The organism is Antarcticibacterium arcticum (assembly GCF_007993795.1).
GTDB lineage: Bacteria > Bacteroidota > Bacteroidia > Flavobacteriales > Flavobacteriaceae > Gillisia > Gillisia arctica.
Map to the genome: position 1 here is coordinate 406,111 of NZ_CP042476.1, position 24,501 is coordinate 430,611.

General features: G+C 32.9%; 24 protein-coding genes. 22 read left to right on the forward strand and 2 right to left on the reverse strand.

Annotated elements, in window-relative coordinates; genetic code table 11:
• Positions 1-2: 2 nt before the first annotated feature.
• From FK178_RS01755 to FK178_RS01845, 19 genes are all read left to right on the forward strand, one after another.
• Positions 3-788 carry an SDR family oxidoreductase gene (locus FK178_RS01755; protein ID WP_146830399.1) on the forward strand — a complete coding sequence of 262 codons (786 nt, stop codon included), beginning with the start codon at positions 3-5 and terminating at the stop codon, positions 786-788.
• Positions 766-885 (forward strand): cytidylyltransferase domain-containing protein, encoded by a 120-nt coding sequence (locus tag FK178_RS15885; protein WP_146830401.1) that lies wholly within the window; start codon positions 766-768, stop codon positions 883-885. The genes FK178_RS01755 and FK178_RS15885 overlap by 23 nt, the downstream gene beginning before the upstream one ends.
• Positions 831-1,607: a cytidylyltransferase domain-containing protein gene (locus FK178_RS01765; RefSeq protein WP_240793910.1), complete on the forward strand. Its 777-nt coding sequence runs from the start codon at positions 831-833 to the stop codon at positions 1,605-1,607. Before FK178_RS15885 ends, FK178_RS01765 begins: the two co-directional genes overlap by 55 nt.
• Positions 1,607-2,614 carry a GNAT family N-acetyltransferase gene (locus FK178_RS15410; RefSeq protein ID WP_240793878.1) on the forward strand — a complete coding sequence of 336 codons (1,008 nt, stop codon included), beginning with the start codon at positions 1,607-1,609 and terminating at the stop codon, positions 2,612-2,614. The genes FK178_RS01765 and FK178_RS15410 overlap by 1 nt, the downstream gene beginning before the upstream one ends.
• A complete protein-coding gene (gene pseI, locus FK178_RS01775; protein ID WP_146830405.1) occupies positions 2,611-3,648 on the forward strand; it encodes a pseudaminic acid synthase in 1,038 nt (345 codons plus the stop codon). Before FK178_RS15410 ends, pseI begins: the two co-directional genes overlap by 4 nt.
• Positions 3,649-3,660: 12 nt before the next feature.
• Complete coding sequence (locus FK178_RS01780) at positions 3,661-4,845, forward strand: hypothetical protein (RefSeq protein ID WP_146830407.1); 1,185 nt, start codon at positions 3,661-3,663, stop codon at positions 4,843-4,845.
• A gap of 37 nt (positions 4,846-4,882) precedes the next feature.
• Positions 4,883-6,052, forward strand: coding sequence for a glycosyltransferase (locus tag FK178_RS01785; RefSeq protein ID WP_146830409.1), 1,170 nt, complete (start codon positions 4,883-4,885; stop codon positions 6,050-6,052).
• Positions 6,053-6,064: 12 nt separating this feature from the next.
• Positions 6,065-6,619 (forward strand): serine O-acetyltransferase, encoded by a 555-nt coding sequence (locus tag FK178_RS01790; protein WP_146830411.1) that lies wholly within the window; start codon positions 6,065-6,067, stop codon positions 6,617-6,619.
• Positions 6,620-6,662: 43 nt separating this feature from the next.
• Entirely contained in the window at positions 6,663-7,568 is a 906-nt protein-coding gene (locus FK178_RS01795) for a glycosyltransferase family 2 protein (RefSeq protein WP_168194540.1), read from the forward strand.
• 28 nt (positions 7,569-7,596) lie between these two features.
• On the forward strand, positions 7,597-8,433 hold the full coding sequence (locus tag FK178_RS01800; protein WP_168194541.1) for a polysaccharide deacetylase family protein: 837 nt from the start codon (positions 7,597-7,599) through the stop codon (positions 8,431-8,433).
• 60 nt (positions 8,434-8,493) lie between these two features.
• Positions 8,494-9,375 (forward strand): GNAT family N-acetyltransferase, encoded by an 882-nt coding sequence (locus FK178_RS01805; protein ID WP_146830417.1) that lies wholly within the window; start codon positions 8,494-8,496, stop codon positions 9,373-9,375.
• Positions 9,376-9,396: 21 nt separating this feature from the next.
• The gene (locus FK178_RS01810; RefSeq protein WP_146830419.1) at positions 9,397-10,476 is read left to right on the forward strand and encodes a glycosyltransferase; all 1,080 of its coding nucleotides are present in this window, start codon (positions 9,397-9,399) and stop codon (positions 10,474-10,476) included.
• Between the two features lie 56 nt (positions 10,477-10,532).
• Positions 10,533-11,669, forward strand: a complete 1,137-nt coding sequence (locus tag FK178_RS01815) for a glycosyltransferase family 4 protein (protein ID WP_146830421.1) — start codon at positions 10,533-10,535, stop codon at positions 11,667-11,669.
• Between the two features lie 106 nt (positions 11,670-11,775).
• Entirely contained in the window at positions 11,776-12,888 is a 1,113-nt protein-coding gene (locus FK178_RS01820; RefSeq protein ID WP_146830423.1) for a glycosyltransferase, read from the forward strand.
• 88 nt (positions 12,889-12,976) lie between these two features.
• Positions 12,977-13,924: a GNAT family N-acetyltransferase gene (locus FK178_RS01825; protein WP_146830425.1), complete on the forward strand. Its 948-nt coding sequence runs from the start codon at positions 12,977-12,979 to the stop codon at positions 13,922-13,924.
• Positions 13,925-14,010: 86 nt separating this feature from the next.
• Positions 14,011-15,132, forward strand: coding sequence for a hypothetical protein (locus FK178_RS01830; protein WP_240793879.1), 1,122 nt, complete (start codon positions 14,011-14,013; stop codon positions 15,130-15,132).
• Positions 15,133-15,186: 54 nt separating this feature from the next.
• Positions 15,187-16,149, forward strand: coding sequence for a polysaccharide deacetylase family protein (locus FK178_RS01835; protein WP_146830429.1), 963 nt, complete (start codon positions 15,187-15,189; stop codon positions 16,147-16,149).
• A gap of 72 nt (positions 16,150-16,221) precedes the next feature.
• Positions 16,222-18,123 carry an asparagine synthase (glutamine-hydrolyzing) gene (gene asnB / locus FK178_RS01840; protein WP_146830431.1) on the forward strand — a complete coding sequence of 634 codons (1,902 nt, stop codon included), beginning with the start codon at positions 16,222-16,224 and terminating at the stop codon, positions 18,121-18,123.
• A 31-nt stretch (positions 18,124-18,154) separates the two neighbouring features.
• Positions 18,155-19,000: a glycosyltransferase family 2 protein gene (locus FK178_RS01845; RefSeq protein WP_146830433.1), complete on the forward strand. Its 846-nt coding sequence runs from the start codon at positions 18,155-18,157 to the stop codon at positions 18,998-19,000.
• On the opposite strand, the gene FK178_RS01850 is transcribed toward FK178_RS01845, so the two are convergent.
• Positions 18,986-19,960 (reverse strand): glycosyltransferase family 2 protein, encoded by a 975-nt coding sequence (locus FK178_RS01850; protein ID WP_146830435.1) that lies wholly within the window; start codon positions 19,958-19,960, stop codon positions 18,986-18,988. The two genes, FK178_RS01845 and FK178_RS01850, sit on opposite strands and share 15 nt — an antisense overlap.
• Positions 19,960-20,622, reverse strand: coding sequence for a PglD-related sugar-binding protein (locus FK178_RS01855; protein ID WP_146830437.1), 663 nt, complete (start codon positions 20,620-20,622; stop codon positions 19,960-19,962). Before FK178_RS01855 ends, FK178_RS01850 begins: the two co-directional genes overlap by 1 nt.
• Before the next feature lie 255 nt (positions 20,623-20,877).
• Here FK178_RS01855 and FK178_RS01860 point away from each other — a divergent pair, with 255 nt between their 5' ends.
• The 3 genes from FK178_RS01860 to FK178_RS01870 all read left to right on the forward strand — a co-directional run bounded on the left by FK178_RS01860 (position 20,878) and on the right by FK178_RS01870 (position 24,459).
• The gene (locus FK178_RS01860; protein WP_146830439.1) at positions 20,878-21,663 is read left to right on the forward strand and encodes a hypothetical protein; all 786 of its coding nucleotides are present in this window, start codon (positions 20,878-20,880) and stop codon (positions 21,661-21,663) included.
• Positions 21,664-21,973: 310 nt separating this feature from the next.
• Complete coding sequence (locus FK178_RS01865) at positions 21,974-22,954, forward strand: hypothetical protein (protein WP_146830441.1); 981 nt, start codon at positions 21,974-21,976, stop codon at positions 22,952-22,954.
• Between the two features lie 278 nt (positions 22,955-23,232).
• Positions 23,233-24,459 (forward strand): hypothetical protein, encoded by a 1,227-nt coding sequence (locus tag FK178_RS01870; protein ID WP_146830443.1) that lies wholly within the window; start codon positions 23,233-23,235, stop codon positions 24,457-24,459.
• Positions 24,460-24,501: the final 42 nt, after the last annotated feature.

A 24,501-nucleotide genomic window follows, 5' to 3' on the forward strand; every position in this document is an offset into this window, starting at 1 on the left:
AGATGGTTTTTACTTTTGATTTAAAGGATAAAGTCGTTATAATTACCGGTGGTTATGGGTATTTAGGAAAGGCTATTGTTACAAGTTTATTATTACATAATGCCAAGGTATTTGTTTTAGGCCGGGATAGGAAAAAATATGAAGCAGCTTTTTTAAAGAAAAACAAGTTAGATGAAAACCTGAATTTCCAGTTCTGTGATGTTTCTGATGCTAAAAGTATTGAATCAGCTTTTCAGAAAATTTTCGAGAAGGAAAGTAAAATAGATGTGTTAATTAACAACGCCTTTTATAGCAAAGGTCAGTCTCCTGAACACATGAATGATGAGGAATGGAATTTTGGGATTGATGGAACATTGACTAGTTTATTTAAGTGTATTAGATCAATAATCCCTTATTTCAAACAAGCAACAAAAGGGAAAATTATTAATGTTTCCTCAATGTATGGTTTAGTAGCTCCAAATTTTGAAATTTATGAAGAATATCCTTCCTATTTAAATCCCCCTCATTACGGGGCAGCTAAAGCAGGAGTTATACAATTAACCAAGTATTACGCCTCTTATTTAGGGAAATATGATGTTCAGGTGAATTCGGTAACCCCAGGACCATTTCCTTCGGTGAATGTACAGAAAGCTGAAGGCTTCATTAATGCTTTAAAAAAGAATACCTTATTGGATAGAATTGGGAAACCTGAAGATCTGGCAGGGGCTTTTATTTACCTTGCTTCGGATGCTTCAAATTTTATGACTGGACAAAATATGATTATTGATGGAGGATGGACTTCTAAATAATAAAGTTGGCTTTATAATACAGGCTCGGATGAAATCTACAAGATTGCCGGGAAAAATTCTAATGCCACTTCCCCTGGGGGGACTTTACCATTATTAGGTTGGATTACAAATGCTTTAAAAAATTCAATTTACTATAAATCTATTTTTGTAGCCACATCAACAGAAACCGAGAATGATGAATTGATGAAATTTGCTCGACAGTATGAGGTTCATATTTTTAGAGGTTCGGAAGATGATGTCTTCAGTAGATTTAATTTAATAGCAAGGAATAACGATTTTGACACAATAATAAGGCTTACGGGTGATAATCCCATTTTGGATATTAAGGTTTTGGATAATGCAATTGATTATCATCTTTCTTCTGGTGCCCAATATACAATAACCAAAGGTTTGCCAATTGGGATGAATTTTGAGATCATTGATGTAAATTCATTTATTAATATTGATCCGGATAGTTTAACCATAGAAGAGAAGGAACACGTAACTCTTCATATGAGAAGTTCCGGAAATTTCAATATACGTGAATATATACCATATCCAAATATTGATTATAATAAAATAAGATTAACTATTGATTATCCCACCGATTTTATTGTAGTTTCTTGTCTTATTTCAATCGGTGAATATTTAAACATGAAACCCGGTTTGGGACTTATTGATTATTGTATTAAAAATTACCCATGGTTATTTGAGGTGAACCAACAAAATCATCAAAAAACCAATTATAAAAATTTGCAGGAAGAATGGGTAAGAGCTGAACCTATTCTGGAAAAATTTGAATTTAAGAGGATAATCTCTCTGTTAAAAGAAAAAGTTTGATGAAATATAAAATATTAAATTCACAAAAATTTTCTAAAGGCGATTATTCTATCGTTCCAATTCGATTAGAGGATCGTTATGAAATAATGAAATGGCGTAATGAGCAAATGTATCATCTGCGGCAAAATGAAGTTCTTACACCAAATAAACAGGATATTTATTTTGAATCGGTGGTTTCAGAGTTATTTGAAAAAGAAAAACCGGGCCAAATATTATTTTCCTATCTGGAAGGAGAAAAATGCATTGGATATGGAGGGTTGGTGCATATTAACTGGATTGATAAAAATGCTGAAATTTCATTTATAATGAATACAGAATTAGAAAAAATTCATTTTGATTTTCATTGGGAAAAGTTTCTGTATTTGATTGAAAAAGTTGCATTCATGGAATTGGAACTCCATAAAATATTTACTTATGCCTTTGATATTCGTCCCCATCTATACATTGCAATAGAGAAATGCGGATTTCAATTTGAGGCAGAGTTAAAAGAGCATTGTTATTTTCAGAATCAATTTAAAAGTGTTAAGATTCATTCTAAAATTAATTCATTTAAAGGTTTAAAATTACATCTGGCGACCTCCTCCGATGTGGAGAGAACATTTGAATGGGCAAATGATATGATGGTAAGAAAATATTCCTTCAAAAATGATCCAATTTTGTGGGATAATCATAAGGAATGGTTCAATGAGAAAATAAACTCCTCCAATTGCGCTTATTATATTTTGAGGTTAAATGAGCAATGCATTGGATCCATCCGGTTTGATTTAGAAAATAATAAAGCAAAAATCAACTATCTTATTGACCCTGATTTTACTGGAAAGGGTTTAGGTACTAAAATTCTAGAGGGAGGAATGGAAAAATTAAAAATGGAAAAGCCCTCTATTAAGCTGGTTTATGGATATGTATTTAAAGACAATAGAGCGTCCATAAAAATTTTTGAAAATTTAGGATTTAAAATGATCTCAGAAAAGGGGAACGATTTAAAATTTGAAAAAGATATTAAATGAAAATTGAAAATAAAGAAATTGGAAATGATTCATCTGTATTTATAATTGCAGAATTATCAGCCAACCACAACGGAAGCCTTGAAATAGCTTTGGAAACTGTCAAGGCAGCCAAAAGGGCCGGCGCAGATTGTATTAAACTTCAAACCTATACTGCAGATACAATAACTATAGATTCGCGAAAAGAGGATTTCTTAATTAAAGGTACGATTTGGGAAGGGAAGAATTTATATGAACTATACAAGGAAGCTTACACCCCCTGGGAATGGCACAAGGAAATATTTGAATTAGCAGAAGCAGAAGGTTTGGTATGTTTTTCCTCTCCCTTTGACAAAACCTCGGTGGATTTTCTGGAAGATTTAAATGCTCCTGCGTATAAAATTGCCTCCTTTGAAATTACAGATATTCCTTTAATTGAATATGTAGCTTCCAAAGGAAAGCCTGTTATCATTTCTACCGGTATTGCCGAAATGGAAGATATAGATTTAGCTCTGGATGCCTGTCATAGAATGGGAAATCAGAATATTGCATTATTAAAATGCACCTCATCATATCCCGCTCCTATTGAGGAAGCCAATATGCTCATGGTGAAAGACTTAGCGGAACGCTATGGTGTTATTTCAGGATTGTCAGATCATACAATTGGAAGCACTGTTCCAATTGTTGCTACTGCAATGGGGGCTAAAATTATTGAAAAACATTTTATTCTGGATAAATCATTAGGTGGCCCGGACGCTTCTTTTTCTATGGATGAGCATGAATTTACTGAAATGGTTAAAGCAGTACGGCAAGCAGAGAAAGCAATTGGAAAAGTAGAATATTCTCTTACCGAGAAGCAGAAGAAAGGGAAAGATTTTAGCAGATCATTATATGTAGTAGAAGATATTAAAGCAGGAGACTTAATAACCGAAAAAAACGTAAGGAGTATTAGGCCCGGTTTTGGTTTACATCCAAAGTTTTTACAGAAAATATTAGGTAAAAAGTTTTTAAGGGATATGCCAAAAGGAAGTAGAGTCACACTAAATGGTATTAAATAACTATAAAAAATTTTGATTAAATTCTCCCACAGTGATATTAATAATTTGCTTTATTCTGCCTTAAGAAGCAAAAAGCATTTGAGGATAAGACGCAAATCATATTTTAAAAGGGCATTAAAACTCATTTATTTATATCTCACAGTTTCTGCCGATAAATATCCCACTAATAAAAAGATAATATTAAATTATCTCAATAAAAGTTATATAGATTTTTCGGATATTAGACTTAAGGAGGATTTCAAATTTGATTTGAAAGAATCTCAAGTAAAGCCGCTGTTTATCGTAGAGTTTCTACTTATAATTTCTTTTTTATTAAATGTTCAATTTATTCATAAAATTCTATTTAATGCGGCCGCCCGCATTACTATAAATGTGATTAAAACAAGAAACATTCAATCTGTCATTTGTGGTCATCCTGATCTGTTAATTTCTTTTATGGGATTTTGTTTAAAAGAATGCCAAAAGGAGGTAATTACTATACAGCATGGCATTTACAACTTAACCTCTTATGAAGTATTATGGTGGGAAAAGGAAGTAGCTACTAAAATTATTTTATACGGGGAAGATTTTAAAGATTTATATATCTCTCAAGGGGTAAGAAGAGAAAAAATCTTTATAGGTAATCCATATTTTGGAAGTATTATAAATCCAATTGACAATAAAAATGTCAATCTTCTATTTAGAAATAAAAAAGTTATATTTCTGGGACAACAGCTTTATAAAATAAGCGATTCTGTTTATGAGGGATATAATGATTTTTTAAATAATTTCATTCTTTTCTTCGAACATATGAATGTTGAAGTATTTTATAAGCCCCACCCCCGGGAGGAGCTTAATAAAAGCTTGAGTCCATCGAATTTTTCTAAACTTAAAATATTTAGAGGAAAAGGGAAACCAAAGGAATTATATAGTGATTTTGATTTTTACTATTCCGTCAATTCATCAATTCTTATAGAACTTTATCTTCAAAGAAAAATTTGTTTTCAGGTAGATATTCCTATTGATGATTTTAATTACGATATTTTCAAGGATTATACTGGTATTCCTTTGGTAAACATAAATAATCTGCAAGAACACCTTCACTCAAAGGAATATAGTTTTTTTTATGATCCTTCCTATCTCAATATCAGGCAGGATTATAATAAATATATGGTAGACCTTATTTATAGGATAATAAATCCAGCCAGAATTAATTGAAATAACCCCAATCATTAATAGTTTGGATATTTAATTTATGTACACAGTACTCTATCTTATTGATTCACTTCAAACCGGGGGCGCAGAAAAAAGCCTGGTTACAATCGCTTCTAAAATTAAAAATTTAAAGCCCGTATTTGTTTATGTATACGATGGAAATTTACTCGAAAAAAAATTAAGGGAACATGAGATTGAAGTTTATTCCTTAAATATCGAAAGAGAATACCATTTTACGAAAGCTGTTGAAGCACTATTACCTCTGGTAAAAAAAATTAATCCAGATATCATACATTCTACCCTATTTAATTCTGATATCATAGCGAGAAAATTAAAAAAACGGTACCCGGTAATACTAATTAACAGTTTTGTCAATAATTCCTATCTTCAGGAGAGATATAAAAAATTATCCTGGTTTAATAAAGTCAAACTTTTTGCTTTTCAGCAATATGACCGGTTTAGCGCATCAAATGTTGACCTTTTTATTTCAAATTCAGAGGCGATAAAAGTAAGCAATGCTTCAGCTCTTAAAGTTTCACTTGATAAAATAAAGGTAATCCACAGGGGAAGAGATTTAAGCATATATGAAGATATTGAAACCTCTCAATTGTATAATCTTCGATCTGAATTAAGTCTGTCGAAGGAGACCATTCTGCTTAATGTTGGCAGGCTGCTGGAGCGCAAGGGCCAGATGGATCTATTAATTGCGTTTAAGGAATTAACAAATTCTACAAATAATATCAAACTTCTAATTGCTGGAGAAGGCCCTTACGAGACTACACTTAGGGAATATATTTCGGCAAATGGCTTGGATGAAAAAGTCCTCCTTCTGGGTAATAGAGCAGATATACCCCAATTATTAAACCTCGCCGATTTTTTCGTTTTCCCTAGTTGGTTTGAAGGATTACCAGGTTCCCTTATTGAAGCCATGATGGCGGGTCTTCCTATTATAGCCTCAGATATTCCGGAAAATCTGGAGTGCGTCACTCAGGAAAGTGCCGTGATTTTCAAAAAGGGGAATTCTTTAGATTTGCTACAAAAAATAAATTGGGCTTTGGAGAATAGAGACAAAATGGTTGACAAAGCAAAAACGGGAAAGGAGCTTGCACGGAAAAAGTTTGATATAAATTTGATAGTGGAAGAATACGAAGCTACCTATTTAAACCTAATTAAAAATAATAGTATATTACCATCCAAATCTATTTTTTAATTCTTAACCAGTATGTTCTCCAAACCCATTCGGGCAGATCTTAACCGCTATAGCTCCTCCTCGCGAAACAGGGATTATTTTAAAGCTATTTTCACCCATCCTGGAGCAAGATTTATGTTTCTATATAGGAAATGCCAGGATCATAGCAATAAAACTATTCCTGGGATTTTTTATAGGGTATGGCTATTCTATTTAACAAGAAATCATAGCGTAGAAATACCTCATGCCTGTTCAATAGGGGAAGGATTATATATGGGACATTTTAAAGCCATAATTATTAATCAAAATGCCCGGATTGGTAATAATTGTAATATTAGTCAGGGTGTTACTATAGGACGTGAAAGCCGTGGCAAAAGAATAGGTAGCCCTGTGATTGGAAACCGGGTTTTAATTGGTCCAAACTCAATTGTAGTGGGAAATATTCAAGTGGGAGATGATGTCTTAATTGCCCCTCTTACGTTTGTAAATTTTGATGTGCCTGCTAATTCTGTGGTAATGGGAAGTCCCGGAAAGATTATTTCTGATAAAGGAAGTATGGGTTATATTAAAAAAATATTAGTGGAATAGTGTTTGAATGTGTAAAAGAGCTAAATAAGTGTTAGGCATGGAAGTGAAGGATTCTAAAATGACTGTTATAATGCCTGTATATAACCGGGGTAATATTGTAAAAAAATCCGTTGACAGTGTTCTTGATCAAACATTTAAGAACTTTGAACTATTGATAATTGATGACTGTTCCACAGATGATACCTGGGAGGTAATTACTTCTTTTAAAGACCCGAGGATAAAAAGTTATAAATTGGCCAAAAATTCCGGTGCTGCCGCAGCCCGAAATTATGGTATAGATAAATCCACAAGTAATTATATATGCTTTTTAGATAGTGATGATACGTTGGAAAGAGATTTTTTAAAAACTTCCCTTGATGTTCTCCGGGATACTCCTCCCAGGGTGGGTTTCATGTGGACTGGTAGAAATATAATCACGGGTGACGACCATCAACCTCAATCTTGGCGACCTTCCGGGGTTTCCTCTTATCAAATCTTCTTAAAGCATATCAGAATAGGTACAGGGGCAGGAATAACCATAAAAAAACAAGTTTTTGATAAATGTGGTAATTTTAATGAAAATCTTCCCGCTGCAGAAGATACAGAGTTTTTTTTCAGGATTTCACAGCAATTCGATTTTACATATACTGACAGGTGTCTGATAAATATTTATAAAAGTGGATCCAGCCGTTTATCAAGAAGCTACAAAAGTATAGCTATAGCATATAATTCTTTTTTAAAAGATCATTTTGGAGAGATTGATAAAGATCCTGAATTAAAAAGAATTTATTATTATAAAATGATGTGGTTAAATTTTCATATCCCTGATCCTGACAGGGCTAAGGAATATTATAATAAAATTCCAAGCGATTCAATTTTGGATAGTGTCAAAATACAATTTATATACGGCATTTATAAATTTTTACCTTTAGAATATGCATCCTATATTCACGGCAAATTTTCTTCTTAATTAATTAAAATTAAATAAAATTTTAACTGTGTTAAAAGTATTGGTATATCATAAAATTGATAATCCTGTCAATTTTGAAAAACACTTAGTTTATTTACAGGCCAATTATACTTTAATATCTATTAATGAAATTTTAAAATTTAAAGATAAAAACACCAATACACAAAAGCCTCCTTTACTAATCACCTTTGATGATGGTGATCTTACTATATATAATAATGCTTTCCCAATTTTAAAAAGATATAAAATACCAGCCGTTATATTTGTAATATCTGGTTTAATAGGAACGCAAGAGCCTTTTTGGTGGGATGAAATAACCTATTATAATAATACAAATGGAAATTCTAATGCAATGATTTGGGAGGTGAAGAAATGGCCAAATAAAAAAAGAATAAATTTTATTGACCAGTTAAAATTAAATTCTTCAATTCAGGAATTAAAATATCCCCAATTAACTTACGATCATCTTTACGAAATGCAGGCTGAAGGGATAGATATAGCAAATCATTCTCATACGCATCCCTTATTTGACAGGTGTACCCCTATCGAATTAAAACAAGAAATGACAACATCCATGGAAATATTGAAAAAAGAAAATTTTCTATATGATATTTTCGCATATCCAAATGGGAATTTTTCCACTAAAAGTGAAGCGGTAATCAAAAAAGCGGGAATAAGAATGGCGTTTCTCTTTGATCATAAAATAAACATTAATCTGGATAATCCACTCCGAATTTCCAGACTTATTGTGGATGATACCACACCCCTTTGGAAATTCAGGTTTATTCTTAGTGGGTACCATAGCAAAGTGTTGCCTTTACGGAGAAAAATTTCAAAATTATTATCAGGGTTGCGAATGGTCTAAATCATCTACCCTTTTAAGCTTTTCTCAGGCAGGATTAACTTTTTATATTACACGAGTCTTATGATCACATACAGAGATTTGGATTACAGTAAAGATATACCTGAAGTTGTTAAACTTATTAATGACAATCTGGATCCTGATTATACAAGTGATTCCCTTTTATGGAAACATTTTCATAATCCTTTTGGACGCTCAATTTCCATAGTAGCTTTAGATAAGGATCGGATTGTTGCGGTTGTATTTTATATGCGGTATAATTTCCAAAATAATAAAGGAAAAATAATTAGAACTATCCGGCCCCTTGATGTGTGTACAGATATAACACAACGTGGAAAAGGTTTATTTAAAATACTTCTTGAAAAATGCTTAAAGAAACATCAGGATTATGATATTCTTTTTTCTACTCCAAATAAAAAAAGTTATCCTGAATTCATTAAACTTGGCTGGTCACCTCTAATTAATTACAAGTTTAAATTAGGCTTGATAAATCGGTTTACAAACACAGGATCCATCCACGTTGAGGATTTTAATTTAACCAGTCCTCTCGAGGAAAATTTAAATAATCACAGGTATTTCACTACGGCAACTTCATTGAGTTATTTAACGTGGCGCTTCAAGGATTCGGACTATATAATTAAAAAGATTTATAAAAAAGACCAAACCGGATATTTAATTTATAGGGTGGATAGGGTCAAAAAGATTAAATGCATTATCTTGTGTGATTATCTGGGGAATGAAAATCTTTTATCCTTAGGTTTAAAGGAAGTTTGCCGAATAGAAAAAATAATGTCAGTTTATTATCTCGATAATGAATTAAATAAAAAAATTAATTTTTTAATAACAGCATCGATTAGACCTGCCGTTATTATCTATAAGGAAAAGGATTTTATCCTTCCCAAAGATTTTTTAATTTCATTGGCAGATCTGGAGGGTAGATTATAGCATAAATAAAAGTTCCAAAATTTGAAAATTCTCCATATAATACATAAGCCTCAGAACAGAGGGGCAGAAACTTTTACGTGTCAATTATCACATCATTTATTAAAACTGGGCCATGAGGTTAAAATTGTAGCAATTTATGAAGGCTGTGCAAACCTTCCTTACTCACCGACAATTGAAAACCTAATGGCTTCAACAAGTAAAAAGGTGATTGATATTCCAGCCTGGAAAAAATTAGCTAAAATTGTCAAAAATTTTAATCCAGATATTGTACAGGCCAATTCAGGGGATACTTTAAAGTATGCCGTGTTATCAAAAATATTTTTTAGATGGAAAATTCCTATTGTATCTCGCAACGCAAGCGAAGTTGGTAGATATTTAAATTCTTTTTTTCAGATAAGACTTAATAAGTTTTTATATAAAAATGTTGACTGGATTATCTCTGTTTCCCAGGAATCAAAGAAAGATATTTTAAACCATTTTCCATTTTTAGCAACCAAGATTGAAATTATACCTGTTGGTTTGGAAAAAAACGTGGATATCGACTTTATTCAATTATATCCTTTAGAAAAAAAGCATCTGGTACATGTAGGTGGGTTTAGTTTTGAAAAAAATCATTTCGGCTTATTAAATATTTTTGAATTGGTGATAAAGGAGGAACCCCAGGTACATCTGCATTTAATTGGGGATGGCCCTTTAAAAATGCAGTTTATTAAAGAAGTTCAAAATCGTGGATTAGAGGGGGAGATAACTTTTTATGGTTTTGTTTCACAGCCATTGCCATATATTAAATCTGCTAATGTTCTGGTTTTACCTAGTATAATAGAAGGACTTCCGGGGGTTCTTTTAGAAGCGATGTATTGTAAAACACCGGTTATAGCTTATAATGTGGGTGGTATTAGTGAAGTGATCAATTCTAAGACGGGTACTATAGTGGAAAAGGGAAAAGAGTTATTGTTTGCTCAAGGAATAATTAAGATCATGACAGACCCCGATCAGGATCAAATAGCGTATGCGCATAAAATGGTTAATTCAAATTTTATGAATGATCAATTAGCTTTGAGTTTTGTTAATTCTTATCAAAAAATAATAGGTCTAAAATAAATTCCTTAAATTAAAGTTCTAATATATCCCCCTTAATTTTAAAAAGTCGGGAATATATGGAAAGTTTAAAAATTGTGCAGATTATTCAAAAACCCCAATTCCGTGGAGCCGAACTTTTTGCTTATCAGCTTTCAAACCATTTAATAGCTCAGGGACATGAGGTTCTTCTGGTTTGTTTATATGAGGGTGATGTGGAATTACCTTTTAAAGGACCAATAATTAATTTACAGCGCCCCGAAAATAAAAGATTTTTCGACTTTTTCGGTTGGAAAAAATTTAGTAATATTATTGATAAATATCATCCCGATATTATTCAGGCGAATGCGGCAGATACACTCAAATTTGCAGCAAGTTCCAAATTCTTTTATAAAATCCCCATTCCAATTGTTTTCAGAAATGCTAATAAAATTGGGGATTTTATGAGATTTCCCTTAAAAAAAATTATTAATAGTTTTTATTTATCTCAAGTTTCAATGGTACTTTCTGTTTCAAAATTGTGTAGAAAGGATTTTTTAAAAACCTTTAATATTTCTAAAGGCAAGGTTAAAACAATCGAAATAGGAGTAGAGAGAAATAATAGTCAGGAATGTAACCTGGATTTTAGTATTTTCGAAAATAAAAAAGTTCTCGTTCACGTAGGAAGTTTTGTAGCCGAAAAGAATCATCTTGGTTTAATACGAATCTTCTCACAGGTGTTAATCTCTCATCCCAATGCAGTCCTATTGCTTATTGGTAAAGGAATTTTGGTAGAAAATGTGAGGGAAAAAGTTTTGGAATATAAAATTTCTAAAAATGTATTTTTTCTTGATTACAGAGAGGATGTTATTCAAATTTTTAAAAAATCACATTGTCTTGTTCTTCCTAGTTTAATAGAGGGATTGCCGGGAGTAATCCTTGAAGCAATGTATAGTAAATTACCCATTGTTTCTTATGATGTAGGTGGAATTTCTGAAATTATTAATCGTGATACTGGTTCTCTCGTAAAAAAGAATAACGAAGAGGAATTTGTGAATCAAGTAAATAGAATTTTAAATGAAAGGGATAATGAAAAAATACACAATGCATTTGAGTTAGTTAAAAGGAAATATAATAATGAACGTATTGCACAAAGATTTTCCAAAGCTTATTATAAACTAATTTTATCAAAAAAAGCTGAAAAGCAAGTTAAAATTGGTATGCAAGGGTATGTCTAAATTCCCCTTACATATAATTTCCCGTTAACTTTGCCAAATTACTTGTTCCCCTCTAATAAAAAAGTAATTTTACCTAAAATTAAACATTCGGGAATACATTCTTTATATGCACAAAATTCGAATTCTTCACATTATTAAATCTCTTGGTTGTGGCGGTGCTGAAATGTTGCTTCCGGAAACCATTAAACTTCATCACCAAAGATTTGAATTTCATGTGATATATTTTCTCCCATGGAAAAATCAAATGGTAGAAACCATAGAACAAGCGGGAGGGAAGGTTATTTGTTTTCCTGCTTCAAATAATATAAAATTGTTACAACAATACCCTAAGGTGATAGAGTATTGCAAAAGCAATAAGATCAATTTAATTCATTGTCATTTACCCTGGTCTGGGTTTTTAGGTAGGATAGTACATTCAAATACTAAGATACCTGTTATTTATACAGAACATAATATACAGGAACGATATCATTTTGCAACAAAATTGCTTAATAAACTTAGTTTCAATTCTCAAAGTTTGGCTCTTGGTGTTTCAGGTGATGTGAGCCAATCGATATTAAATAATATAAAACCTAAAATTCCCGTCCAAACACTTTTAAATGGAGTTAATACTGCTCATTTTAAGCATGACCCCAAATTTAATAATGAGATTAGACAAAGTTATAATATTCCGGAAAATTCCGTTGTAATTGGTAACATAGCTGTATTCAGGGAACAAAAAGCAATTCCGGATTGGCTGCGGGCTTTTAAAGAAATTCTTAAAAATAATCCTGATGTTTATGGAATTTTAGTGGGCGCAGGACCTAAAGAAGAGGAAATAAAGGAGTTGGTAAAAAATCTTAATTTGGAGGAAAGGCTTATCCTTACCGGATTACAAACAAATACCATTGCATATTTTTCAGCAATGGATATTTTTATGATGAGCTCTGCTTTTGAAGGTCTTCCTATTGCCTTGCTGGAGGCTATGAGTTCGGGGTGTGCCATTGTTTCAACTAGAGCCGGAGGTGTGGTGGAAGCGATTAGAGATGAAAAGGATGGATTGCTTTGCGAGGTTGGGGATTGGAAATGTTTAGCATTAAAATGTTCTTTGCTTATACAAGATAGTGGGAGGAGAGATAATTTTCAAAAAGCTGCCAGAGAGCGGGTAATTGAATCGTTTAGCTTAAATACCATGGTAGAAAAACTGGAAGAAAATTATCTAAAACTGGCAAATCCCTAGTAGCGTAATGTTAATATTTTTTATGACAAATTATTAACCTTAGAAGTATATTTTATATAGAATTAAATCAATTTATAGAAATAAATGTATGCACATAAGACCTGCGATTTCATCGGATTTACCAAAAATAATTCAGGTTTTAAAAGCCAGTTTAGGAGAGGAGGATTTACCTTTATCTGAGGAAATTTGGAATTTTAAACATGTTGAAAATCCTTTTGGTAAGTCCTTAATTCTTATTGCTGAAGATCGAGGACATATAGCCGGGGTGAGGGCATTTATGAAATGGGAATGGGTTTATAATGGTATTTCATATAAAACCTATAGGGCGGTTGATACCGCTACACATCCACAGTTTCAGGGGAGAGGGATATTTAAAAAACTTACCTTGGAAGCTTTGCGATTAGGAATGGATAATCTGGAGAATTTTGTGTTTAACACTCCCAATGATCAAAGCAGGCCCGGTTATTTAAAAATGGGATGGAAACAGGTTGGCAAGATCCAGGTGGCATTACATCCGGCATTTAATTCATTTTTGAAAATAAGCCCGGTCTCTTCTGTATATGAAATAAAAAAAACCAGCAGTCCTAATGAAATTGAGGATCTTTGCAGTAGGTGGAATGATAATAGAAGGAAGGATGGAAAATTATTTACTCCAAAATCTGCGGATTATCTTTCCTGGAGATTTGAAAACAATCCTTTGCAGCAATACGAGGTAGCATCAACCTCTAAATACTACCTTAGCGGCTATATTAAGAAAAGGAATATGGTAAAGGAACTTCGAATTGCTGAATGTATTTTTACAGATAAGGAGGATCTTAAATTAATTAAAAAGCTCATTCATAAATGGAGTTCCAAATTTGGTGCTCAAATAATCACTTATTCTCCTAAATTCCTTGATCTTGGCCCAATTTCCTACAAAGGCGCTCTGGGACCGATTTTAACTTTTAGGGAACTCGAATTGAGCCAAAGAGAGATCAATTTATTGCAACAGGAGAAAAATTGGAATTATAGCATTGGGGATCTAGAGCTGTTTTAAAAATGATAGGAATTTTCTTTTTAATATTGTTTTTTTTCATATTAAATCAGGCTATTTTTAATGTTTTTGCCAAAAAGCACCGTTTTTTGGACAAAAACAAAATGAACCTGCTTTATTTATATCACATAGTTTTTTATGGGGTGTATCTTTGGTATGCGTATAATAATCCATCAGATTCCAATAATTATTTTAGAGAAATATCTGCTCATACCGGTACGTGGTTTGAATTATGGGGTACAGATACCACCTTTATAAATTTTCTGGGTTATCCATTTTATAAACTGGGATTTAGTTATGAAATGCTAATGTTAACATTTGCATGGTTTGGATATTTAGGTTTCTTTTATGCTTATCTTTTTTTCAGGGAAAAAATACCGCTTAAAATTAAAGTCTTTAAAAGAATAGATCTCCTCACACTTATCTTATTTTTTCCTAACATGCATTTCTGGACAGCTTCCCTTGGAAAAGGCGCTCCAATTTTTCTTGGTTTAATGATGTTTACCTATGCAATAGCAAATCCCAAAGGAAGAATATATTTATTAATTCTAGGATCTTTAATTATCTTTTACATAAGGCCCCATGTGTTTATGTTCGTAGCCGTGGGAGCAGTATTAGGGTATATGAGTGGGAAGGAAAAAATAGCGTTCTGGAAAAAAGCGCTTGTATATATTACCATGATAGGAGCATTGGTGATGGTACAGGATCAAATTTTAGGAGTTATGGGCTTGCAGGATTCCGAAAATTTAATCGAGGATTTCCAGGCAGCGTCCTCCAAAAATGCCGGAGATTTAAGTCGGGCCGGTTCGGGGGTAGATATGTCTACTTATCCCTTACCTCTAAAACTATTTACTTTTTGGTTCCGACCATTATTTATTGATGCCCCAAATATATTAGGGCTTATTACCTCTTTTGAAAATCTCCTATATTTATTATTATTTATGAAGATCCTTAAACGGGATTTTATCAAATTTATATTGGCTTCTCCAGCTCTGGTGAAAATGAGTCTTGTAATATTTTTATTGTCATCTTTTGCAATGACCTTTGTAATGTCTAACCTGGGGATTATTATGCGGCAAAAATCGATGGTAATGTATTTTCTATTTTTTGTGATTTATTATTATTTGGCTCAGAAAAAGTATTTGAAGTTGTTGAAATTACAGAGGTTAAAAAAACGGTGGAATTTAGAAAACGAAATCGTTATTCCTTAAGCTTATTTTAATTAAAAACTAATCCAAACAATATTCCATTAAAAATTTAAAAAGATGAACCAAAGAGAAGGGGGCTTAGTTATTTCTTTAGATTTCGAACTTTTATGGGGAGTTTTTGATCAAATAAATTGGGAAGTACAAGAAGATTATTTTCTTAACACCCGAAAGGTAATACCGCAGGTGTTAGATATCTTTAAAAATTTTAATATTCATGCAACCTGGGCAACAGTAGGTATGCTTTTTAATAAAAATTGGAATGAGTGGGAAAGAAATAAACCGGCCAACCTTCCCGAATACTCAAATTCAGGTCTTTCAGCCTATCAATTTGGATCGGGAATTCATTCCAAGGGCACAGAAGATATGTGTTTTGCTCCGCAGCTCATTAGTAAAATTGCCATTACTCCTGGCCAGGAAATTGCCACTCATACTTACTCCCATTATTATTGTCTTGAACCGGGCCAGCAAGCGGTCCAATTTAAGGAGGATTTGTTAAAAGCTATAGAACTTGCTAAAAAAATTAATATTTCACTTCAATCTCTCGTTTTCCCCAGAAATCAGTTAAAAAAAGAATATCTGGAAATTTGTTTTGAGTTGGGTATTTTAAATGTAAGATCTAATCCCCAATCCTGGTATTGGAAAGATGCAAAAAGTAATAACATTGTAACGAAAATTAGTAGAACAGGAGATGCTTATTTAGATTTAGGTAAAAAATCTTATCCCTGGGAAGAGGTTATAAAAATACCCGGGTTACCTACACTTCAAATGGCAAGTCGATTTTTAAGACCTGTAGAAGAGAACAATGTACTAAGAGCTTTAAAATTGAAAAGGATTTTAAAAGAAATGGAAACAGCGGCTGGGAAAAAGGAAATTTATCATTTATGGTGGCACCCACATAATTTTGGAAATAATCCGGAAGAAAGTATGAAAGACCTTGAAATTATTTTGGAGCAATTTGTATTACTTAGAAATAAGTTTGGTTTTCAATCCCTTAATATGGCGGAAGTAGGAGAACAGTGATCCTAGAAGAAATAAGTTATAAGGTCATCTTGTAAACTTCATTATCTTTGCAACCAAAAAAATGTTTGATGTATGTGTGGTATAAATGGATTATTATATAGAACGGAAATAGCGAAGGAAGATATTGATAAGACACTTTCAACTATGAACCTCGAAATTTTTCATCGCGGACCGGACCAGGATGGATTCTTTACTCAATCGCATAGCACATTTAATGTAGGAATGGCTATGCGCCGCTTGTCCATTATTGATCTAAGTACCGGGAAACAACCGATTTATTCAGATGATAATAGTAAAGCCATAGTTTTTAATGGGGAGATATATAATTATTTAGAATTAAAAAATGGGTTAATTAAGGAAGGAGTTGTTTTTAAAACCACTTCAGATACTGAGGTTATTTTAAGATTGTACGAAAAATATGGAGTGAAATCCTTTGCAATGTTAGACGGAATGTTCGCCTTCAGTATTTATGATGATATCTTGAAGAAGATTTTTATTGCCCGCGATTTCTTTGGGGAAAAGCCTTTGTACTACACCCAGGATAAACAAAAGCTATTGTGGGCATCCGAATTGAAATCTATAGTTTCTGTATTAAAGGAACAACCTGAAATATCAAAAACGGGATTAAATTTATACTTTCAACTTACTTACATTCCTGCTCCTTTTACTATTTATGAAAATATCCATAAGTTGGAGGCAAACCATTTTATGGAAATAGATTGCGAAAACTTTTCGTTTAAAATCCGTGAAATCAATCAGGATTTTAAAAAAGATCTTGATCCCAAAATTAATTTTGTCGACGCAAAAGGAAAAACTCATAATATGGTTATGGAAAGTGTAAAATCCAGATCTATAGCAGATGTTCCCTTAGGCACTTTTTTGTCAGGTGGCGTGGATTCTTCTATAGTTTCCCTGGCTCTTGCACAACAAACTCAGGGTAAAATAGATACCTTTTCTGTAGGTTTTGAAAAAAAGTCCTTTGATGAATCTGATAAATCCCGGATAGTTGCAAATCTTATTGATAGTAATCATCATGAATTTATTATAAGTGTAGATGACCTAAAAACAAATATTGACAATATTCTTTTAAATTTCGATGAGCCTTTTGCAGATTCATCTTCCCTGCCTACTTACCTGGTTGCTCAAAAAACCCGGGAGCACGTGAAAGTAGCGTTAACCGGGGATGGGGGCGATGAAGTATTTGGCGGATATAATAAATATTATATGGGGAAGCTTAACAGGAAATATACCTCTATTATTCCCGAATCTTTCCATGGAAATTTAAAATCCCTCACCAATCCCTTTTTATCATCAAAAGATGATAAAAGAGGGAAACGGTTTAAAATAAAAAAATTAATTAATGCAATTAATTACGAGGATGATTTTTATTATAATATTGTTTCCCTCGCCTATCAACCTTTGGAATTAAATAACCTGTTTAAAAATAATCTTGTACGGGATAATAGTTTGAAATATTATAAAGATCAGGTGGGAAAAAATAATTCCTCGCTTACCGATTTTAGGAATATAGATAAAATAATGAGCCTTGAAGGGGACATGCTGGTAAAAGTTGACAGAACGAGCATGTTAACATCCCTCGAAAGCCGGGCTCCTTTCCTCAATAAGTCCTTATGGAATTTCACCTCACAATTACCCGAGGATTATTTGCTCCATGGGTGGAATAAAAAGTATATTTTAAAAGAAGCTTTTGAGAAGTATTTTCCAAAGGATTTTTTAAACAAATCCAAAAAAGGTTTTGGGGTACCGGTAGGGGATTGGTTAAGAGACCACCTTTCAAAGGAACTCAGATCATATATTGCACCTGCTTTTTTAATATCCCAGAATATCTTTCAAAAAGAAGAAATAACCAGGATCGTAAAACATCATTTATCTGGGAAAGAGGATAACACCTTCAGAGTATGGACATTTTTTTGTTTTCAAAAATGGTATACTAATATTTACTTGAAAGCTTAAAAACTAAAGAATTTTATAATAATCCAATAAATTGCGAAATTCTAAAATTACTTTAATAATTCCCACTTTCAACAGAGAATCCACGATAGTGAACTCTGTTAAAAGTATCAAAGCGCAAGATTTTGATAATTGGGAATTAATTGTTGTGGATGATGGATCTCAAGATGGAACTCGAAAAATATTGAAACCTTTTTTATCAGATAAGAGGATTCGATATTATTATCAGGAAAATCAGGGAGTATCTAGTGCTCGTAATACAGGTGCAAATCTAGCTACAGGTGACTATTTAATTTTTTTAGACTCCGATGATGTTTTTTATCCGAATTTATTATCCACCCTTCAACAACATAAATATTTTAATTTTGATATAATTTGTTGGGAAGTGGTAAGAAAAATCGATCAGAAAGAAAGAATTGAAAGACCTGTTGTTTTAGATGGAACTTATAATAATATTAAAGCTATTTTTTTAGCGGGCAGTATTTGTTTTAAAAAAACTACGTTCTTTCGTGCAGGAGGTTATGATCCAAAAATGACTTTTTCCGAAAATTATGAGTTGGGAATAAGGGTGAGTCATCTTGAAAATTTAAAAATAAAATTAATTGAAACCCCTCTTTTAAAATATGAGGTGGAAACCTCAAAAAGAATTAGTAATTCGTTACCCAATAGGCTAAGCTCTCATATTTATCAATATAAGAAGCACAAAATTCTTTACGGACGAAATAAAAAAGCCGGTGCAGAAATGAAATACTTAATAGGATATGTATTAGAAAAATCCAACAAAAAATATGCTGCACTTCAGCATTATAAAAGTGCTTGGTTAACCTATCCATTAAACTTTAAAGCATTCATCAAGATATTAATATTAAAGAAATTTTAAATTAAAGAATTTTGTTTTAATATAATTCCAAACATTTTGAATAAATTGGAAAAAATTTAAATTGAGGAAATAAAAAACGGCAGCCATTTTAAAAGTGTTAGCTTTTTTATCTCTATAAAATTGCGACAATCTTTTGTTCCCCTGACTAAGATAAAATTCTTCCAATTTTGTGAAAGTCAAAATTTTAGAAAGATATTTCTGCTTTTTTTCTTTAAGAGACCACATTCCACCTTTATGAATTCTATAGGCAGAAGGAAAGATATTTTTCAAATATATTGCATCCCCAAAATTACCTAGTAAAGATATTAAAAAGGTATCTACATTCATTACTTGAGTCATTTCAAGGGGAATCTCGTTAAACACTTTCTTAAAACAAGTAGTTGATAGAAGGGGGTGGAATTTCCCTTCCAATAATTGTGTACCGCTGATGTTTCCAATAGGTTGCAACTTCATCTGATAAGTTTGAAATAAGTTGCTATTATGATCCACGGTAATATAGGAATGATAATTCATAACCAAACGAAAGTTTGTTTTGAAAGAATTAATGTGCTTTTGCAATTTAAAAGGATCTCTCCACCTATCATCTCCTTCACAAAAAGCAATATATTTTCCTTGTGCCTTGTAGAAATTGTAAAAGGCATTAAAATTCCCTGTTGAGACTCCGTTTATTATAATTTTATTATCGGGATGGTGTAAAAATAATCTAATGTTTTCTGGATTTTTTTCAGCATAGTCCTTACAGATTTCTCTGGTTGTATCTGTTGAGTAATCCTCTCCAAGTAATATCTCAAAATCAAAATCAGTTTTTTGATATAAAATTGAATCCAAGCACTCCCTGATGTAATTTTCATGATTATAAGTTTGAACTAAAACCGAAACCAGGGGTGAATATGTAACTTTATTCGGAAATTCTTCGACCTCAAATTTCTGATATTTTTCTTTAAATTGATTAAAATTCATTATTTAAGAAATAACCTGCCAATCTGAGAGGGGTCTAGATTTCTTTTAACTGTACCCCTATGGCTGAATACAGAAGGTTGTAATATGTTCTTTTCGATTATACAACCCATCCCAATTATTGAATTCGCAGCTATTTGAACGTTTTGTTTGATAGAAGCCTTCAAACCCACAAAACAATTATCTCCTATTGTTACATTTCCTCCTGTTATCGCCCCACTTATCAAAACATTACTACCAATTGATGTATGGTGACCAATGTGAGACGTAAATAATATTGAATTATTAGATATGCTTATAAAAGGCTGGAGTACACATCCTTCATCGATAAAGACATTTGTTCCTACCTTTAAATTATCCCAATGACTGGCTTTTGATGAAATATATGAAGCGAATTTATATCCCATCTCCTTTGCCTTTTGAAAGACCCGCTGCCTGATAACATTATTTCCAACAGCAATAAATAGTAGAAATTCTTCAGGGGGAAATTCTTCGCCCATGTTTTCAAAGCTCGTTAAAGGCTTGTTTGCAAAGAAATCTTCCTTTAAAAAGTCTTGTTCAATACAATACCCAACAACATCATATGGGCTATCATTTTCGAATACATAACCAACGTATTCAGCAAATTTGCCAATACCGTAAATTATCAGTTTTTTATTATTCATGTTTCAGAGTGAAAAGTTGAATCCCCTTTTCAAATATAGCACATTTGAAGAAATGGTAATTTGAAAACCAGGTTTAATATTTAAAAGAAATTATGTAGAATGGCCTTTTGAAAAGTGCGATTTAATGTAAGAATTGTTTCATAAATAAGTCATTCGTCCTTCTTATTTACCCTCATATCGAAAACTATTTGTTTTCCTTTTTCCCTCAGTAAGGTTGGGCTAATTTACTGATACTTAATCTAAAATAATGGTATTATGAAAAAATTATTACTCTTAGTTTTGTCCACTTTTTGCCTGGGGGCATGCAGTGTTGACACCCTTGAACTTGACCCGGTAGATTCACAATTATTGGTATTGGATGCAACTTATACAGTGAAAGGTTGTTCCATAACAACTTTTAATTTTGAAGATGCGGGTAGAATTGAGGTTAGAAACGATCTGGATTTTATTTATGTAAATTTATTTGCAAATGGGGAATATCAAATTGCCGAATCCTACCTGCATCTCGGTGCAGATATTTCCGATTTTCCGACAACCGGGAATAGTAATAATCCAGGAATAAGTTTAAAAGATATGGATTATAAATATACTTTTAGTCCAACCGTAAAAGAGTATTCATATAAATTTCCTGTAGATTCTTTTGAGGATACCTTTTTAGTTGGGGCTTACACCGTTTTTCAACTGGGTAAAAAGAAATATAGCTTTTGGGCTGGGGACTTGACCGGTAATAAATGGTCTTATTTTGAAAATATCCTCTTTGATCATCCTAATGCAGGATCAGATAATTCCCGTGACATCACCTTAAGTGAAGCGCAGAAACTCCCAAGCTGGGATGAGGTTAGAAAAGTTTATACTGCGATGCTTGATCCCGGAGTGCCTGAAGGTCAGTCTGTAGGTTCTTTTGAACCATCAATCTGGGATTTAATTAATAGGTTTAATGATCCAATCTTAGGTGGCGTGGGGGAATATACTACCGTCTACACATTGGGGGAAGGTGAGTGTACAGATTCCGTTATACTTACTTTAAATGTAGTTCCCTAAGGAATTTAAGTCCATTACCCAATTAAAAAAAACCCGCCTTTAAATTAAGCCGGGTTTTTTTATTTAAAGAGATTTAAATACTTACTACAGGATTTAATTTCCCCTCCATGTTTATTTAAAGGTTTTTCTTATTCTGGTAGAGATATCAGTAAAATTATTCCTACTAAAATTTTATGATTTCTTCCAAATTTTTTCACAATAACCGATAAAACTTGCTTTTAATCGACTATTCTGAAGCTATGTCGAAACGCTGTTTTTCGCATTTTTTTATGGTCTAATTTTACATTATTAACCAATAAAAACCGTGAAAATGAAGAAGATTTTACTCTTGTCCATTATTGGCTTATTTATTATTTCCTGCTCTGTTGATCCCATAGAATCCGATCTCCGGGAGAGTCAAATAGTGGAAATGAATGCTTTATCTGAGGCGGACGAAGTAGGCTGTGCCGGCCCCGATAATTCCATGACAATAACTTATTCCGAGGCCGCAGCTATAGAAAGCTGGGACGAAGTAAGGAAGTTATATCTTAGTCTGCTTGCAGAAGGGATTTTCAGGGGCGGGGAATTTGACCCTACAATCTGGGAACTAATTAACAGATTTAATGATGAGGAAGAAGGTGGCCTGGGTGAATACACCACGTGGTATAAAATTGATAACGGAGATTGTAAAGACACCGTAATGCTTACGGTAATAGTAGTTGCCGATCAAAGTTCGCCAGCGTGTGATGGCTTTACTGCCGGAGCTGATAAATCGATGACCATAACCCAATCTGAAGCTGAAGCTATTGAAAGTTGGGATGAAGTGAGAAAATTGTATTTAAGTATGCTAGATGCAGGCGTTCTTAGAAATGGTGAATTTGACCCATCTATTTGGGATTTAATAAGATCTTATTGGGAAAAAGGTTTAGGTGATTATACTACAGAATATACCATCACAGATGGGGAGTGTACAGATTCGGTTCTGCTCACAGTAACAGTAGTAGCAGATGAACAATCTGAACCTCTTTGTGATGGGGTAGACGCCGGTCCGGATAACTCGTTGACAATTACTTATTCTGAGGCAGTGACTATTGAAAGTTGGGATGAAGTACGGAAACTTTATTTAAGTTTACTTGCAAATGGGGTTTCGCGCGATGGTAGTTTTGATCCATCAATATGGGACCTTATACGAAGATTTAATAATCCGGAAACCGGAGGCCCGGGAGACTATACCACAGAATATACCATTACTGCGGGAGAATGCACAGATACTGTTATCTTGACTGTAACAGTAATACCTGATGAATCGTAAGTACTTCAAATTAATTAATCTAATACATAAAAGAACTGCCTGGTAACAGGCAGTTCTTTTATGTATTAAAAATCCCCAATTATGTATATTTTCCACGGTTTTGGTGTGGAACCTGGGATAAGATAAAACATTTCATTATTAAGAAATAATTTTTGCTGTCATAGCAAATGCTTTATTTAAAGGCTCTCCCGCCAATCTTTACACTATACGTCTCTTTATAATATAATATTTGGATTAAAGGTCTCCATTTTGCCACTATGATGGCAAACACATTTTTGATGGATAGTAATACATTTTCAAATATTTTACAGGCTATATTTCTTATTCCTTTTTTTTACAGTATAAACCAGTACATCTTTAAACGTTTAAAACATACACACAGCTTCTTTGATACCGGGTTAATGAATAAGCTTTTCTTCTATCATCTCTTTTTTGGGGGCTTTTATTATATATATGCTGTGTTTAACCGGTCAGATTCCCATAGATACTTTAGTGCCCCACAAAAAGAAGGCAAAGCCTGGTTGGATTATCTGGGAACAGAAACCACGATTATAGACTTTTTTTCCTACCCACTAATCAATGGTTTTGGATTTAGTTATGAAATGATGATGATGTTATTCACCTGGATTGGTTTCCTGGGATTTGTTTACGCTTATTTATTTTTCAAAGAAAATATTCCTCTGAAAGTAAAGGTTTTTAAAAAAGTTGACCTTCTTACCCTAATACTTTTTCTACCTAATATGCACTTTTGGACAGCGTCTCTGGGAAAAGGAGCGCCAATTTTCTTCGGCTTAATGGTTTTTGCATATGCAATTTGTAAACCTCAAACCCGCATAACAGGGTTAGTAATAGGTTCTCTTGTTGTTTTTGCTATTAGACCACATGTCTTCCTAATTCTTGCGGGTGGTGCTGTTATTGGATTTATGTCAGGTAATAATGGCGTTTCCTGGCAACATCGTATGGTATTTTGCCTTTCGGTTGTTTCTGGTTTATTTATGGTTCAGGATCAAATCCTTGCAGTTGTAAATCTTCAAAATTCTGAAAATTTAATAGGAGATTTTGTCGAATTCACGGCAGCTCGCTCTGCCTCCCTTGATAATGCGGGGTCCGGGGTTAATATGGCGGGATATTCTTTACCGGAGAAGATTTTCACTTTTTGGTTCCGCCCCCTGTTTTTTGATTCTCCGGGAATTTTAGGTTTATTTGTTTCCGTAGAAAATCTAATTTATTTACTTCTTTTTTTAAAACTTTTTAAAAGGAATTTTTTCAAATTTTTAAAAAGTGCCCCTGTGAATGTTAAGATGAGCTTGGTAATTTTTCTAAGCACCTCCTTTGCTATGACTTTTGTGATGTCCAACCTTGGAATTATCATCAGGCAAAAATCTATGATAATGTACTTTCTTTTCTTTGTGGTTTATTATTTCCTGGCTTCAGAAAAAGATAATATCCCAAATCTTCAATTGAAAGTTGCAAATTCCAATGCGAGACTACCGGAAGCGGCCTAGTAGATCTTAATTCAAATGTTCCTGTTTAAATTTGAAATTCGG

Bases quoted from the DNA above. Each gene is read 5' to 3' on its own strand.
- FK178_RS01755 (WP_146830399.1), top strand. From the start codon at position 3: ATGGTTTTTACTTTTGATTTAAAGGATAAAGTCGTTATAATTACCGGT.
- FK178_RS15885 (WP_146830401.1), top strand. From the start codon at position 766: ATGGAGGATGGACTTCTAAATAATAAAGTTGGCTTTATAATACAGGCT.
- FK178_RS15410 (WP_240793878.1), top strand. From the start codon at position 1,607: ATGAAATATAAAATATTAAATTCACAAAAATTTTCTAAAGGCGATTAT.
- pseI (WP_146830405.1), top strand. From the start codon at position 2,611: ATGAAAATTGAAAATAAAGAAATTGGAAATGATTCATCTGTATTTATA.
- FK178_RS01785 (WP_146830409.1), top strand. From the start codon at position 4,883: ATGTACACAGTACTCTATCTTATTGATTCACTTCAAACCGGGGGCGCA.
- FK178_RS01790 (WP_146830411.1), top strand. From the start codon at position 6,065: ATGTTCTCCAAACCCATTCGGGCAGATCTTAACCGCTATAGCTCCTCC.
- FK178_RS01805 (WP_146830417.1), top strand. From the start codon at position 8,494: ATGATCACATACAGAGATTTGGATTACAGTAAAGATATACCTGAAGTT.
- FK178_RS01815 (WP_146830421.1), top strand. From the start codon at position 10,533: ATGGAAAGTTTAAAAATTGTGCAGATTATTCAAAAACCCCAATTCCGT.
- FK178_RS01820 (WP_146830423.1), top strand. From the start codon at position 11,776: ATGCACAAAATTCGAATTCTTCACATTATTAAATCTCTTGGTTGTGGC.
- FK178_RS01825 (WP_146830425.1), top strand. From the start codon at position 12,977: ATGCACATAAGACCTGCGATTTCATCGGATTTACCAAAAATAATTCAG.
- FK178_RS01835 (WP_146830429.1), top strand. From the start codon at position 15,187: ATGAACCAAAGAGAAGGGGGCTTAGTTATTTCTTTAGATTTCGAACTT.
- asnB (WP_146830431.1), top strand. From the start codon at position 16,222: ATGTGTGGTATAAATGGATTATTATATAGAACGGAAATAGCGAAGGAA.
- FK178_RS01850 (WP_146830435.1), bottom strand. From the start codon at position 19,960: ATGAATTTTAATCAATTTAAAGAAAAATATCAGAAATTTGAGGTCGAA.
- FK178_RS01855 (WP_146830437.1), bottom strand. From the start codon at position 20,622: ATGAATAATAAAAAACTGATAATTTACGGTATTGGCAAATTTGCTGAA.
- FK178_RS01860 (WP_146830439.1), top strand. From the start codon at position 20,878: ATGAAAAAATTATTACTCTTAGTTTTGTCCACTTTTTGCCTGGGGGCA.
- FK178_RS01865 (WP_146830441.1), top strand. From the start codon at position 21,974: ATGAAGAAGATTTTACTCTTGTCCATTATTGGCTTATTTATTATTTCC.
- FK178_RS01870 (WP_146830443.1), top strand. From the start codon at position 23,233: ATGGATAGTAATACATTTTCAAATATTTTACAGGCTATATTTCTTATT.